This is a genomic window from Anaerosacchariphilus polymeriproducens (assembly GCF_003363435.1).
Lineage (GTDB): Bacteria > Bacillota > Clostridia > Lachnospirales > Lachnospiraceae > Anaerosacchariphilus > Anaerosacchariphilus polymeriproducens.
In genome coordinates this window covers 82,335-97,297 of sequence record NZ_QRCT01000034.1, presented here as the reverse complement: position 1 = coordinate 97,297, position 14,963 = coordinate 82,335, and the positions used below count along the sequence as shown (strand labels likewise).

Here is a 14,963-nt window from a genome sequence, read left to right as displayed (position 1 = left end):
ATTCTCCTTTATTCTTTATATGGTGTAGGTTTTTCAATACGATAAAGATTTCCTTTATAATCAAGATTAATTAAATCAATATTAACCCCAAATAAATCTTTCATTTCATTTTCATATAAAAATGCAGTTTCAAATACACCACTAATACTGGTAACTACAACATCTTCGTTAATTACAAGCCGATAGTTTAAAAATTCATACTCTTTTGCAAATGAATATGTCAATTCATAACCTGACTCGATACGAACAGCACATATTTGTACCAATCTATATAAATCACGTTTTAATCTCATAGCCGTATCTACTAATCGTTCCGGTTGCAACTCAATGATTTTATATTCTTCTCTCATGATATCATCCTTTACTTATGCATTAACTCTCATTAACTCTCATTCTCTTTATTTGATTCATTTTTGTTTTTCATTGCTTTATTATACGATATACCATTTTTTTCAAAATAATCTTGTTTCATTTCTAATAAGTCTACAGCTTGTACCACTCCATCAATGATTGATTCAGGTCTTGCTGCACAACCCGGTACATAAATATCGACCGGAATCACTTTATCTACACCACCCAAAATATTATAACACTCTTTGAATATTCCACCGTTATATGCACAAATTCCAACTGCTACTACTACTTTAGGTTCTGGCATCTGCTGATATATCTGTTCTACAACCTTTTTGTTCTGTGCATTAATTCCTCCGGTTATTAACAAAATGTCTGCATGTTTTGGATTTCCAGTATTAATAACTCCAAAACGTTCTACATCATAAAGGGGAGTTAAACAAGCAAGAACTTCAATATCACACCCATTACAACTAGATCCATCATAATGTATAATCCATGGAGATTTTTTTAATTTAGCCATTCTTGTTCCCTCCTATCGTATAATGTCCAAGATAAATATATTAATACCGCCGACAACCAATGTAATTGCCCATACTGTTTTTAACATAACATCCCATTTTACTCTTGCTGATGTATTATCAATTAAAATTTCTAAAAAGAATGTTATTAATATTACTATACCAGCAATGATCCAGCTCCACCATTGATTTGATACAATAAACAAGCCTACAATACCGAGAAGGAACACATTTTCATACCAGTGCGCAATCTCAATTAATGCAAAAACACTTCCAGACATTTCTGTTGTAATTCCTTTTACCATTTCTTGGTGTGCATGATGTGAATTACTTAAATCAAATGGTGATTTTCCAAGTTTGACTGTTAAAATATATAAGAATCCAGCAAATACACCCGGTAAATATACGATAGCCGGAATATTCGCCTGCATAATACCTTTGATATTAAAAGTTCCGGTAGCCATATAAAAGCCAACAGCACTAATTAACAACATTGGCTCATACGACATCATCTGTATCAATTCTCTTTGAGAACCCATTGCACTAAATGGGGAATTAACAGAGTAAGATGCCATTACCATAAACATAACTGCTGTTGTAAGTGAAAATATGACTAATAAAATATCTTCACCTGCAAAAAACAATACACCTGTAAATACAACAAAGATTAAAAATCCCCATACTAACATATGCTGCAGTGAATTCACAATCAATACCTGTTTGGACAACAATTTTCTCACATCATAAAATGATTGAAAGATTGATGGCCCTCTTCTGCCTTGCATTCTTGCTGTAATTTTACGATCAATTCCAGATAATAGACCGCCTACAAATGGTGCAGCTATTATGAATACAAGTCCTCGTAAAATAACTTCTAACATTAAAATGCGCCTCCTATCGTAAGTACCATCAAAATAATAATAATCCCTGAGGATAACCATAAGGAAATATTAAATATCTTATGTTCACCAAAATAATCATTCATATACCAATTGGACAAATACATATCTTTATGATCTCCAAATGAATCTACAAAACCTCTATCATCACCAGTATTAATTCCACCCATATAAGATATTTCTTTCTTATAACGTGTTTTACTTGTTAAAATACGAACAGCTACCGGTAAAATTATAATCATACAAAGCATGATAATCATAATTATCATATTTCCTTTACTTATAATTACAGGTATATCTAACTCAAACATCTCTGTGACCAATGGTTCAACTAATCCCATTGATACAAATGGAAATACCAGACAAAGCACTACGACTAAAACAGCATGTGAAATCAATGAGAACCACTCTGTAGATTCTGTTCTATCCGGATGAATCTTACTACGATGTGATACTGATATTAACTTAGCTAACCACTTTGTCCAATAAAACATTGTTGTTGCACTACCAAACGCTATTAAAAGTACAAGTATCATATTTCCTGTGTCAATAAATGCTTTTAAGGCAGCCCATTTTGAAATCAACATTCCAAACGGAGCTAAAAACATTCCACATATACCTATTAACATAATATATGCCAAATGTGGATATCTTACTATGAGACCATGCATATCTTCAATATCTCTTGAACCTGTTTCATTTTCAACAGCACCAACTGATTGGAATAAAAGGGATTTTGATACCGCATGGAAAATCAATAACAATATTCCAGCCCATGTAGTTTCTGCATTTCCACCACCTGCGCAAGCAGTAATTAATCCTAAATTGGAAATTGTGGAATATGCCAACACTTTTTTTGCATCACTTTGTGATATCGCAATCATTGAAGTTGCAAAGAATGTAAAGCCACCGATTAACGATACCATGATACCTGCCAAATTTCCTTCCATAAGAGGTGATAACCGTAATAACAAATATACACCTGCATTTACCATTGTAGCACTATGTAATAGTGCCGAAGTAGGTGTCGGTGCAACCATTGCCCCTAATAGCCAGCCAGAAAATGGCATTTGAGCAGATTTGGTCAATCCTGCAAAAGCTAACAAACTAACAGCAATCAAAGTCCCATGTGAAGCAACTAATTGTTGTAAAGATACAATATCATGATTAAATCCCAAGTATACGATTGCAATTGCAAATCCTAAACCTCCTAATAAATTCATCCATAACGCTTTGAAAGAATTGTTAATTGCTATATTCGTTTTTGTATATCCAATCAACAGATAAGAACAAACACTTGTAATTTCCCAGAAAAAATACATCCAAATTAAATTATTCGAAAATACAAGCCCAAACATTGCTCCTAAAAATACAAAAAGTAAAGTAAAAAACATAGGTCTTCTATCAACATATTCTTTATGATGTTTATGATAATCTTTCATATAACCCAAAGCATAAACACATATCATGCATCCAACCACTGCTATAACTAAACACATAATATTTGTGAAACGATCAGAAAAAATATGTACTATTTTTTCATGACTTTTATATCCAAACTCTTCAAACCAGATTATTAATGAAGTCTGAGTAATTGCCAATAGAATTACAAAGTACTTTTTATATTTTAAGCTAGTTATTATAATCAATAGTAGTATTGCCAACTCTCCTATTATCATAATTTGATCAATTGTATGTGTATCTTCCAAATATTCCAGACAGGCATTATTTACAATTCCTGAAATGGAAAAAATCAAAGCAACTGCAGTGATAGCAATAGCACTAAGAATAACAATAACTCTTCTTATGGTATCATTTTTAGTCAGGAATAATAATGCTGCTACGATAAATGGAAAACAAATTAAAAATGCGATAAAACTCAATTTGCTCTTCCTCCTTCATAATGTGTTAATATCTATCCGATAAAATACTGTATGATAGAAGCAAATTGACACTATCATACAATACAGGTTTTTTTAAAATTAGTAGTGGTATCTTTATACTTTTTTTACATTTTTTTCAAAATATTTATAATTATAAAAGACGTGACTATTTGTATTTTACAACTTTTTTATTTTTACTACAAGGAAATTGTCTTAATTTTTTCGACAAAAAGAAAAGATTGTGCACATTCTACAACTGTCAATCCGCACTCTATAGTAACATTTCTATAATTACTTTTTATAATTCGAGTAAATTCGTCATTATTTTTGTGAAATATACCTAAATACATTTTTTGACATTCTACTTATAACGTCAAAATGTTTTTATCTACAGACTCCAAAATAAGTGTTCCAATCAAAAAAAGTTTTTAAGTAATGAATATCATTACAAAAAAACTTTTTAATCTCAACTTCTTCTTATTCTCATATTTATACTATCTTTAATTTTAATTATCCGTTCTGGTACATAATCTTCTTTTTCTCTAAATACACAAATGGTAAAATCTACAAGATAATAAAACAGCAATATAATAGCTAAGGTTTTTCCTACATTGACCTGATAACTATCCACAAATTTTATAACCGCTTGATGGCCGAACATAAAGAAGAATATTGTATAGAATCCCCACGCAACAGAACTTTCCAAACATAAGATTCCTTTATAATTGAATGGCTTTTCATTGTAGTCCCACCATACCTGCCCAAAAAGAAAAATCATGATACGAGCAGTTACATATTCAATTGTGGTAGCTAAAATAAGTCCTAATATGTATAACATAACGTAACGTCCCTGAAATGGACTTAAAACAAAATATACAGTTAATGCTCCAATGCCATATATAGGACAAATAGGTCCTTTGACAAATCCTCTATTTGTTAATTTTCGATTACATATTGACATGAAAATCGATTCAACAATCCATCCTATTATACTATAAATTAAAAACCATTGGATAATATGATACACATCTGTACCTAATATTATCTTATCCCACATAAAACCTTTCACCAACCTCATCTTTTCTACAAATTTTCTCACCAAATAACATTATATCATAACATTATATAATAATCTACTTGATTTATTTAGAAATGTTTTATATTTTTCTTAAGCAGTTAATACTTTCTTAATATTTCTAAAGTAAAGGTGCAAACAAAATAAACAATTCTTGAATACTTTTTACAAGCCAGAATCTGTTTTTACAGTCCTCACTGGTTATTAATTCTGATTGTTCAAAGGTTTTTAACATATCTTCCTTCATTTGTTTTACTGCTTTACTTTTATACATCCATACGCCACACTCAAAATGCAAATATAAGCTTCTGTAATCCATATTAAAAGTACCTACAGTAGCAACTTCATCATCACAAACATAACACTTGGCATGAATAAATCCCGGTTTAAAGCGATATATCTTAATTCCCGCTTCAATAAATCTTGGAAAATACGACTCTCCAACCCAATAAACAATTTTTTTATCAGGTATACCAGGTATTACTATTCTTACATCTACCCCGCTTTTGGCTGCAATACAAAGTGTTGTAACCAACTCATTATCTGTAACTAAATAAGGCGTAAATATATATACATATTTCTTAGCTTTACTAATCATATTTAAATACACATTCTCACCAACAGTTTCTCCATCTAAAGGTGAATCACAATATGGCTGTACGAACCCATCGGAACAAAATCCTTCTTCATGATATACATAAGGTTTGTATTTTAAATAGTCCTGTGGCATATCTGTATGAGTGATAGAATTCCACATTTCTAAAAACATAGCTGTAAAATTCCATACAGCTTCCCCTTCCAATCTTATACCGGTATCTTTCCAGTATCCAAATCTCTCTATCTTATTAATATATTCATCAGCCAAGTTAATGCCACCAGTATATGCAATAAATCCATCTATTACTAAGATCTTTCTATGATCTCTATTATTCATTATAATAGACAGCATAGGTCGAAAGGGATTAAAAGCGGCACATTTTATTCCTTTACTTTGCAATATTTTATAATAATGATGTGGTAATGTAGAAATACATCCAACATCATCATATATTAATCTCACTTCTACTCCCTCTTTAATTTTCCGTTCTAATATTTCCAGTATGCTATTCCACATATGGCCCTGTTCTATAATAAAGTATTCTAAAAATATATAATGTTTAGCATTTTCTAAATCAGTTTTCATTTGTTCAAACATTTCTTCTCCACTGGAAAAATAATCGGTTGAAGTATTTTGACATAATGGAAATCCTGCCCATTTATTTATATATTCAGATTGATTACTGATATTAGAATCTAATTCTTGTAACTGTGTTCTTAGATTTTTATCTCCTTTCAAATATTCTTCAAACTCTCGATTAGTACGCTCGAAACGAATCCTCATTTTCTTATTTAAATCAGAACGTCCAAAAATCCAATATAGTGTCAGACCTAATACAGGTACTGCAAGTATGATGAATGTCCATGCTAGTTTCATCGTAGGGTTAGAACGTTTATTAGCAATTCTTAAGGATACTATAATAGCAAGTGTCCGTATTATCGCACTTGCATAAGTAAAGGTTGCACTAATACGATACGCTAATAAAACAATCCATACAAATTGAATTAAGATCAGCATACAGACAATAACTAATCGACTGAACAACACTTTTGATAATTTCTTTAACAACTTAATTCCTCCAATAGTAAATTATAATTCCTTATTATCAAATTAAATTATACTTTATTTCTACATGGTTTACTAGTATATCTTCAATTTTCAAATATGTATATCTTGGTTTTTCATAACCACCGGCTAAAGTAAAGTGAAACAAAAAAGTTACAGTATTTTCCCATACTGTAACTTTCATCGTTTGAAAATTAATTATATTTGCGTTTTCTAGCAGCTTCAGATTTTTTCTTACGCTTTACACTTGGCTTTTCGTAATGCTCTCTTTTACGAATTTCTTGTTGGATACCTGCTTTCGCACAATTCCTTTTAAATCTACGTAAAGCGCTATCTAAAGTCTCGTTATCTTTTACGATTACATTTGACATAGTCTCACACCTAACCTCCCTCCAGTTGCGTATTGTGCACAATACAACTGTTTGGGTATTTTTATTGCACTAATGATAATTATAGCATAATTTTGCAATTCGTCAACCGGTTTTTGCTAATTATATTGAATTATTCATTTTAATATAATCTTATTTGGTGACGTTTTAAAACTATAAATTTTAGCACCTAACCTTTTTAAACATCGAATTGTCTTTTTCGTTTTATAGTTAGCTTTTTCACCAGAATATTGGTCTTTATTTTCCATCAACCAATTCGGTGAATCAAAATAAGCTTTTCTCGGTCTTACTTTTTTGTAAAAAGATTTTCTTAACCCTCCATTTCCATGATGTCCTACTTGTAAATAGTCTGATTTTAGTTCATTCCCATACTTTTTTAATAAATAATCACTAAATGTAGAACCTACATCAGCACAAAAAAGCATACTTTGCTTTCTTCCTATTACTTTGAACATTAAAGAGCCACCATTACATAAATCTTTTGTATATTTGGAAACATATGATGCATATGCATTGAATACTTTGAAATCCAAACCCTTGATTCTAAAACTATCTCCTGCTTTTAAGTATCTTACTTTTGAAGATCCTGCTATTAAATTATTAAATTTTTGAAATACTTCATATTCATCCCAAGGTTTTGCATATTTCTTATATTTTAATTCATTCATCTTTACTGTAAAGATTTTTTTTATTTTAATTCCGTTTTTATTACTATAAATTTCATTAAATGCCCCTACATGATCCGGGTGCGGATGCGTTATTATCCATGCATCCACAACTTTACCTTTCTTGATTATTATCTTTCGTACTTTCGCAGCATCATATCCCCAACCTCCATCTACTACAATCAAACCTCTGGATTTTGTTTCAATTGTATAAAATGTACTTTGTCTCCCAGCAGGATTTCCATATTGAGTAATAATTGCAGAAAAAGCAGCCATAGAATCCTTTTTGGATTTTATGGCTGCTGCTTTTACATTTAATGATGTTTGAAATATTGTTAAAATAGCAATAATACAAATTAAAAATTTATACCTTTCAAACTGTAAAATTTTCATTAAATTTGTCCTCTTAATACCTTAATTGATTCTTGAATGGCTGCATCTATACCAGCTGGATTTTTGCCTCCTGCTTGTGCCATATTAGGCCGGCCTCCACCGCCGCCACCGACAAGACCTGCAATTTCTTTTATTAAATTTCCTGCATGAGCACCTTTTTTCATTGCCTCTTCTGTAGCCATAGCAATTAAATTAACTTTTTCGCCGACAGCGGAAGCAATTACTATAACACCTTCACCAATCTTACCTTTTAATTGGTCACCTAGATCTCTTAAACCATTCATATCTACGTCATCTACTCTAACAGCTAATAATTTTATACCTTCTATCTCTACTACCTGATCCATTACATCGCCCATTGCATCTTGCGCTGCTTTTGCTTTTAAAGATTCATTTTCACTCTGTAACGCTTTGTATTCTGACATAAAAGTTTCTAATTTTTCAATTAAATTATTTGGTGCAGCTTTGACAATCTTAGCTGCTTTTTGGATTATATTTTCCAGATTATCATAATATTCAAATACAGCATTAGAAGATAGCGCTTCAATTCTTCGTACACCAGCTGCAACTCCTGTTTCTGAAATTATTTTAAAAGCAGAGATCGCGCCTGTGTTTTCAACATGTGTTCCTCCACACAACTCTGTCGAGAAATCTCCCATTTTTACAACACGGACTTCCTCTCCATACTTCTCTCCAAACAACGCCATAGCACCTGTCTTTTTCGCATCCTCTATTTTCATAATCTGTGTCTCAACCGGTAGTGCTTCTGCAATTTTCTCATTTACGATTCTTTCAACATTTTCGATTTCTTCCTTCGTCAATGAAGAAAAATGAGAAAAATCAAATCTTAATCTATCCGCATTTACATCTGATCCAGCTTGTTCAACATGATTTCCAAGTACTATTCTTAAAGCCTTTTGAAGAAGGTGTGTTGCACTATGATTTTTACCGATTGCTTTACGTTTATTTTCATCAACTATTAATTGAACTTTATCTGATACCTTTAACATACCTTTTTTCATTCTTCCAATATGTCCAATTTTTCCACCCAACATTTTAACAGTATCATGTACAATAAATTCTCCTTCAAGAGACTTAATAATTCCAACATCTGCAGTCTGACCTCCACTAGTCGCATAAAAAGGTGTTTCAGCCACAAAAATTGTTCCTACATCACCTTCTGTTAATGCTTCTACAATTTCAGATTCAGAAGTTAATACCAAAATTTCAGATTCATGTTTTAAACTATCATACCCAACAAATGTTGATGTAATACTTGGATCGATTTCTTCATAAATGGTCGCATCTGCCCCCATATAGTTCGTCACTTTTCTAGCATTACGAGCTTTTTCTCTTTGTTCTTCCATTGCTTTATTAAATCCTGCTTCATCAATGGTAAATCCTTTTTCTTCCAATATCTCCAATGTTAAATCAAGTGGAAAACCATAAGTATCATACAATTTAAATGCATTTTCTCCTGATAATTGTTTGTTACCAGACTTTTTCATTTCGTCCTGCATTTCTTCCAATATTGTTAGGCCTTGATCAATTGTTTTATTGAATTTATCTTCTTCCTGCGTTAAAACTTTAAAGATAAAATTCTTTTTTTCATCTAATTCCGGATATCCATCTTTCGATTCTATTATTACCGTTTCACTTAGACCAGCTAAAAATTTTCCATCGATTCCTAGAAGCTTTCCATGTCTTGCAGCTCTACGAATCAAACGTCTTAATACATAACCTCTACCTTCATTTGAAGGCATGATGCCATCAGAAATCATAAACGTTGCAGATCGTATATGGTCAGTGATTAAACGAATCGAAATATCCTTCAAATCGTCTTTTTTGTAAGTAACATTTGCAATTTTACAAACGTTATTACGTATTGCTTCAATTGTATCAATATCAAAAATAGACTCTACATCTTGCACAACAGCAGCTAATCTTTCAAGCCCCATACCTGTATCAATGTTTTTTTGTTCTAATTCTTGATAATTTCCATTTCCATCATTTTCAAACTGTGTAAAAACGTTATTCCATACTTCAATATATCTGTCACATTCGCAGCCAACAGTACAATCTAGAGAACCACATCCATACTTTTCTCCTCGATCGTAATAAACTTCTGAACATGGACCACAAGGACCAGCTCCATGTTCCCAGTAATTATCTTCTTTTCCAAGCTTAAAAATTCTGCTTTCTTCTATTCCAATATGTTCATTCCAAATTTGGAAAGCTTCTTCATCTTCTACATATACAGAAGGATACAATCTATCAGGATCTAATCCAACTACTTCGGTTAAAAATTCCCAAGTCCAGCTAATTGCTTCCTTTTTAAAATAATCCCCAAAAGAAAAGTTTCCAAGCATCTCAAAAAATGTAGCATGACGTGCTGTTTTTCCTACATTTTCAATATCTCCGGTTCGAATACATTTTTGACATGTTGCAACTCGCTTACTTGGCGGTATCTCTTGCCCTGTAAAATAAGGTTTTAATGGAGCCATGCCTGAATTAATCAATAATAGACTATTATCATTATGTGGTACTAATGAAAAACTTTTCATTACTAAATGATCTTTACTTTCAAAAAAGTTTAAAAACATTTTTCGAAGTTCGTTTTCACCATATTTTTTCACGATGCTTCCTCCTAAATCGCTACATATTTCTATATTTAAAACTATCGCCACCATTGGTGGCGATTGTAACTATTTCATTTGATAATCATCTTGTAATTTTAAGAAGACTTTATTTGATGATAACCTTTTTTCCCTTTTTTTATCAATAATACTCCATCTGAATTCATATTATTAAGATAAAATACTTTGGTGATATCTGTTATCTTCTCTTCATTAACAGATACCCCGCCTTGTTGAACAAGTCTTCTTGCCTCAGAACGTGACGGTGCTAATTTTGTATCTACTAATAAAGTCAATATATCTTTTCCTTCTTCTAAATCAACTTTTTCGTAAAAAGTTGTAGGTATATCATCACTATGTCCACCTTTTGCAAAAAGAGTTCTCGCAGCTTCTTGTGCTTTTGCGGCTTCTTCTTCACCATGTACAATTTTTGTGATTTCATATGCTAAAACTTCCTTAGCCTGATTGATTTCTGCACCTTCTAATGCTCCAAGTCTTCTAACTTCATCCATTGGCAAGAAAGTTAATAGTCCCAGACACTCTTCGACTTTCACATCTTCAATATTTCTCCAGTATTGATAAAACTCATATGGTGATGTTTTCTCAGGATCTAGCCAGACAGCACCTTTCATGGTTTTACCCATCTTAATTCCTTCACTTGTTGTAAGTAATTTGAAGGTCAGACCAAATGCCGGCTTCTGTTCTTTCTTTCGAATCAATTCAACTCCACCAATAATATTGGACCATTGGTCATTACCGCCAAGCTGCATAGTACAACCATACAATTGATTTAATTTCCAGAAATCGTAAGACTGCATCAACATGTAATTAAATTCGAAAAATGTTAATCCTTTTTCCATTCTATTTTTGTAACAATCTGCTGTCAACATTTTGTTAACTGAAAAATGAATTCCTACTTCTCTTAAAAATTCAACATAATTTAAATCTAATAACCAGTCTGCATTATTTGCAATAATTGCATTATCATTATCAAAATCAATAAATCTGGAAAATTGTTTATAAAAACAATCTGCATTATGTTGAATTATTTCTTTGGTCATCATAGAACGCATATCAGACTTACCGGAAGGATCCCCTATCATAGTCGTTCCCCCGCCAAGTAATGCAATGGGCTTATGACCAGCTTTCTGCATATGCATCATAGCCATTATCGTCAAAAAATGACCTGCCGTCAAACTATCTGCTGTTGCATCAAACCCTATATAAAAAGTAACTTTTTCTTTCCCTAATAATTCTCTAATTTCTGCTTCATGAGTGGTCTGCTCGATAAAGCCTCTTTCTAGCAATATATCATAGACATTTGCAGACATTTTCTTGTCCTCCCTTAATTCAAACTAAGATTTATCATAACATAGGAAATATTGGATTTCAAGTAGCATAACTAAAAAACTAAGGTAGCATAATTTCTACATAATCACCTAATTTATGACTTACTTTAATCGCCAATATCGTTTTTTCATCTTTAATATAAGAATAAATCATTGGACTTTTTTCTTCTTTTGTAAAAGAACCGTCTGAATTTTCAATTATATTGATATCCGCATTCTTAAGTTTTTTAATCCATTCTTCTTTCGAATATTTTTGAAATTCCTGCATATAATCTTCTAATTTCATTTCTTTTTCATCATCTAATTCTGCAGGTTTAACAAGTTTTAATTTCTCACCACTCATAATTAATTCCGCAATCTTTTCAATATCATTATTTTGAGAAAGACAAACTGTGCTTCCCGTTTTTAAATCAATATTATACGTATAAACAAATTTAATTGGATGAGTTTTATTCTTAACATAACTCTCACCTCTGAAAATTACAGAAATCAAATCATTTGTCATTGTAGAAATCTCATAATCAAGATGATAATAATCGCCATCTCCTAATTTTATTCTCTTATTTTTATAATCTGACAATTCTTTTCCTAACTGTTCATTATAATAATCTACTATACTTAGAGTCTCAATTTCCTTTATAACGGGAATATGAATATTTACTGCCTGATAATTTTCTTCCTTTTCCGTTTCATAACTTTCATCTACTATGGTATATTCTAAATCAGAATGAATGCCAGCATCTGAATCTTTTCCATTAGATTTCATACTATTATTTACATCTTCAATATTCTGGTTGATGATCTTACATCCATATCCAGATAAACTTATTCCAATTACCAAAATAACCATTACTAATTTTTTTATTTTTCCATTTTTCATTTTTGCCTCTTTTACAATTATTTTAAATCATTAAAATAAAGCTTGTGATTTATTCTCACTTTATTCTAAAATGATATCATCCTGCAGCTGATTTCCGTCTGCTGCAGTAGTAGCTAAAACATCACACCGTTCATTATATTCATGCCCGGCATGACCTTTTACCCAAATAAATGTGACATCATGCGGCTCTTTCGCCTTTAATAATCGTTTCCACAAATCTATATTCTTGACAGGTTCATTACGGCCTCTCTTCCAACCTTTTTTCACCCAGCTGTCAATCCATTTTTGATTAAAAGCATCTACTACATATTTCGAATCTGAATACAATTTCACCTGACAAGGCTTTGTTAAAGCCTCTAATCCAACTATGACCGCCATTAATTCCATACGATTATTCGTGGTTTTTTTATAACCGCCTGATAATTCCCTTGTATGCAATTGACCTTTCGCATCTAAAAATGTAAGGATCGTTCCATATCCTCCCGGCCCATCCGGATTGCCTCTAGCAGCACCGTCTGTATATATATTTACGAGCATTCCTGTGCCTCCATTCCATTAGCATTTAATTTCCACTTTCCACTTTTCAAAAACAATTCTGCTGTTTCTTCAGCATCCGATACAATTGTATCATCATATCCCATAATTTTTAATAATTGAATAGCATTTCTTGTTGTTGCTTTATTTTTAAGTAATTGATAATCAAATAAAATATCATTCTCTACAATTTTCTCTTCAAAATGATAATTTTCAAAATACTCTTCTAATAATTGCGTTAGTTCAATATCATGTGTGGCAGCAAAACAAAGAATTTTGGGATCTGCAGCTAAACTCTTTAGTATTTGTGCTGATGCTGCAATTCTTTCTATCGTATTGGTTCCTCTTAGAACTTCATCAACAAAACATAAAATCGGAATTTCTTTTTTAGCATCTAAAATTCGTTTTAATGATTTTATTTCTACCATAAAATAACTTTCTTTATTTTCCAAATTGTCTTTTAAAGACATAGAAGAATAAATTTTAAAAAAATTCGATTCATATCTTTCAGCCATAGAAGTCATTATTGTTTGTACCAATATTTGATTCAAAGCAACGGTCTTTAAAAAAGTAGATTTTCCAGATGCATTGGACCCTGTGATTAGCATCCCCTTCCGAACAGAAATATCATTGGCCACAGGTTCTTTTATTAAAGGATGATACAACTGAACTGCATTTATATGTAATTCCTCTTGTGATAGTTCCGGAATACTATAATATTTTAAACTTTTCCTAAAAGATGCAACTGCAATCATACTTTCAAGCAGACCGATCGTATCTAATAGTTGATATATCCATTCAATATTCTTTTTGACCTCATTAATCATGCTGTTAAATTTAATCAAATCGGCCTGGGTAAGAATCTTCAAATAACCTAAAATAATTGTTTCCGGTCCAGGGCCTGTCAAATTATTGTTTGTCATGATTAGAAATGAATTTCTTTCAAACTTTTTTGTATGACTTTGTGCTTCTTTTAATCTATCCATATACTTTCTCAGTTCAACGGTTTGAAGATTTGAATCTTTTGTCAAAGCTTTGGAAGCATTCATTAGGTTTATAATATATTGGAACGACTGAATATATGGCTCTATTTTAGAAGTTTCAATATAATGCGTATAACCGCTGAAGACCATAGCTCCTACTAAAAACATAATTCCCATATCCGGTCTAAAAAAAAGCCCTGCGAATCCTAAAATTATCCCTAAATTCGTGATATAATATTTAAAATTACTCTTTTTCTTAAAATCTAAAAGATTATCTAAATAATCTGTAATTGATAATTTTTTTGTTCTCCCTAATTTTGCACAATTTAATTGAATACTTTTCCTAACATCCTTTTGTTTTGAAAAGTATTCAATTAAAAAATGACGTTCTTCTAAAATTTGCTTATCAAATACAGGTCGTCTCAACAAATCATATAAATACTCTTGACCTGCCGATGAATAAGTAAGATTAATTATTTCGAAAATACGATCCATATCTAAATCGTTCCAAGTTATATCATCAATGAAAAAACCATCTTTCTTTGAATTTAAAAAATAATGCTTTATTACCTGAAATTCTTTAATATCATAATTTCTAGAAGGAATTTTTCCCCATTCTACATCTGATGTTTGTAAAAACTTTTTTTCTTTTTTCTTTAAATCCCAAAATAATTTAATGGTAATCAATAAATATCCTCCAATAATTATTACCACAATCCCCAATATTTCAATCTTATCCATT

The 14,963-nt window shown here is 31.3% G+C and carries 13 protein-coding genes; all 13 read right to left on the bottom strand.

Annotated features, from left to right (window positions below; genetic code table 11):
* Positions 1-8 precede the first annotated feature (8 nt).
* Positions 9-350, bottom strand: coding sequence for an NADH-quinone oxidoreductase subunit C (locus DWV06_RS11355; protein WP_115482305.1), 342 nt, complete (start codon positions 348-350; stop codon positions 9-11).
* 32 nt (positions 351-382) lie between these two features.
* Positions 383-874, bottom strand: a complete 492-nt coding sequence (locus tag DWV06_RS11350; protein ID WP_115482304.1) for an NADH-quinone oxidoreductase subunit B family protein — start codon at positions 872-874, stop codon at positions 383-385.
* Between the two features lie 12 nt (positions 875-886).
* Positions 887-1,753, bottom strand: coding sequence for a respiratory chain complex I subunit 1 family protein (locus DWV06_RS11345; RefSeq protein ID WP_115482303.1), 867 nt, complete (start codon positions 1,751-1,753; stop codon positions 887-889).
* Positions 1,753-3,654: an NADH-quinone oxidoreductase subunit 5 family protein gene (locus DWV06_RS11340; RefSeq protein ID WP_115482302.1), complete on the bottom strand. Its 1,902-nt coding sequence runs from the start codon at positions 3,652-3,654 to the stop codon at positions 1,753-1,755. The genes DWV06_RS11345 and DWV06_RS11340 overlap by 1 nt, the downstream gene beginning before the upstream one ends.
* 466 nt (positions 3,655-4,120) lie before the next feature.
* Positions 4,121-4,711, bottom strand: coding sequence for a putative ABC transporter permease (locus tag DWV06_RS11335; RefSeq protein ID WP_115482301.1), 591 nt, complete (start codon positions 4,709-4,711; stop codon positions 4,121-4,123).
* Between the two features lie 139 nt (positions 4,712-4,850).
* Positions 4,851-6,344 carry a cardiolipin synthase gene (gene cls, locus DWV06_RS11330; protein ID WP_115482500.1) on the bottom strand — a complete coding sequence of 498 codons (1,494 nt, stop codon included), beginning with the start codon at positions 6,342-6,344 and terminating at the stop codon, positions 4,851-4,853.
* A gap of 242 nt (positions 6,345-6,586) precedes the next feature.
* Positions 6,587-6,763 carry a 30S ribosomal protein S21 gene (rpsU, locus tag DWV06_RS11325; RefSeq protein ID WP_094377655.1) on the bottom strand — a complete coding sequence of 59 codons (177 nt, stop codon included), beginning with the start codon at positions 6,761-6,763 and terminating at the stop codon, positions 6,587-6,589.
* Between the two features lie 134 nt (positions 6,764-6,897).
* Entirely contained in the window at positions 6,898-7,839 is a 942-nt protein-coding gene (locus DWV06_RS11320; RefSeq protein ID WP_115482300.1) for a ComEC/Rec2 family competence protein, read from the bottom strand.
* Positions 7,839-10,475 carry an alanine--tRNA ligase gene (gene alaS / locus DWV06_RS11315; RefSeq protein ID WP_115482299.1) on the bottom strand — a complete coding sequence of 879 codons (2,637 nt, stop codon included), beginning with the start codon at positions 10,473-10,475 and terminating at the stop codon, positions 7,839-7,841. The genes DWV06_RS11320 and alaS overlap by 1 nt, the downstream gene beginning before the upstream one ends.
* 98 nt (positions 10,476-10,573) lie before the next feature.
* Positions 10,574-11,806 carry a tyrosine--tRNA ligase gene (tyrS, locus tag DWV06_RS11310; RefSeq protein WP_115482298.1) on the bottom strand — a complete coding sequence of 411 codons (1,233 nt, stop codon included), beginning with the start codon at positions 11,804-11,806 and terminating at the stop codon, positions 10,574-10,576.
* 79 nt (positions 11,807-11,885) lie between these two features.
* Positions 11,886-12,704, bottom strand: coding sequence for a hypothetical protein (locus tag DWV06_RS11305; protein ID WP_115482297.1), 819 nt, complete (start codon positions 12,702-12,704; stop codon positions 11,886-11,888).
* Positions 12,705-12,764: 60 nt separating this feature from the next.
* Entirely contained in the window at positions 12,765-13,241 is a 477-nt protein-coding gene (rnhA, locus tag DWV06_RS11300) for a ribonuclease HI (RefSeq protein ID WP_115482296.1), read from the bottom strand.
* Positions 13,232-14,962, bottom strand: coding sequence for a MutS-related protein (locus DWV06_RS11295; RefSeq protein WP_115482295.1), 1,731 nt, complete (start codon positions 14,960-14,962; stop codon positions 13,232-13,234). The genes rnhA and DWV06_RS11295 overlap by 10 nt, the downstream gene beginning before the upstream one ends.
* Position 14,963: the final 1 nt, after the last annotated feature.

What these genes read in the sequence shown, in the direction of transcription:
- tyrS (WP_115482298.1), bottom strand. Translation starts at nt 11,806, where the DNA reads ATGTCTGCAAATGTCTATGATATATTGCTAGAAAGAGGCTTTATCGAG.
- DWV06_RS11350 (WP_115482304.1), bottom strand. Translation starts at nt 874, where the DNA reads ATGGCTAAATTAAAAAAATCTCCATGGATTATACATTATGATGGATCT.
- rpsU (WP_094377655.1), bottom strand. Translation starts at nt 6,763, where the DNA reads ATGTCAAATGTAATCGTAAAAGATAACGAGACTTTAGATAGCGCTTTA.
- DWV06_RS11345 (WP_115482303.1), bottom strand. Translation starts at nt 1,753, where the DNA reads ATGTTAGAAGTTATTTTACGAGGACTTGTATTCATAATAGCTGCACCA.
- DWV06_RS11305 (WP_115482297.1), bottom strand. Translation starts at nt 12,704, where the DNA reads ATGAAAAATGGAAAAATAAAAAAATTAGTAATGGTTATTTTGGTAATT.
- DWV06_RS11320 (WP_115482300.1), bottom strand. Translation starts at nt 7,839, where the DNA reads ATGAAAATTTTACAGTTTGAAAGGTATAAATTTTTAATTTGTATTATT.
- cls (WP_115482500.1), bottom strand. Translation starts at nt 6,344, where the DNA reads ATGCTGATCTTAATTCAATTTGTATGGATTGTTTTATTAGCGTATCGT.
- rnhA (WP_115482296.1), bottom strand. Translation starts at nt 13,241, where the DNA reads ATGCTCGTAAATATATATACAGACGGTGCTGCTAGAGGCAATCCGGAT.
- DWV06_RS11335 (WP_115482301.1), bottom strand. Translation starts at nt 4,711, where the DNA reads ATGTGGGATAAGATAATATTAGGTACAGATGTGTATCATATTATCCAA.
- DWV06_RS11355 (WP_115482305.1), bottom strand. Translation starts at nt 350, where the DNA reads ATGAGAGAAGAATATAAAATCATTGAGTTGCAACCGGAACGATTAGTA.
- DWV06_RS11295 (WP_115482295.1), bottom strand. Translation starts at nt 14,962, where the DNA reads ATGGATAAGATTGAAATATTGGGGATTGTGGTAATAATTATTGGAGGA.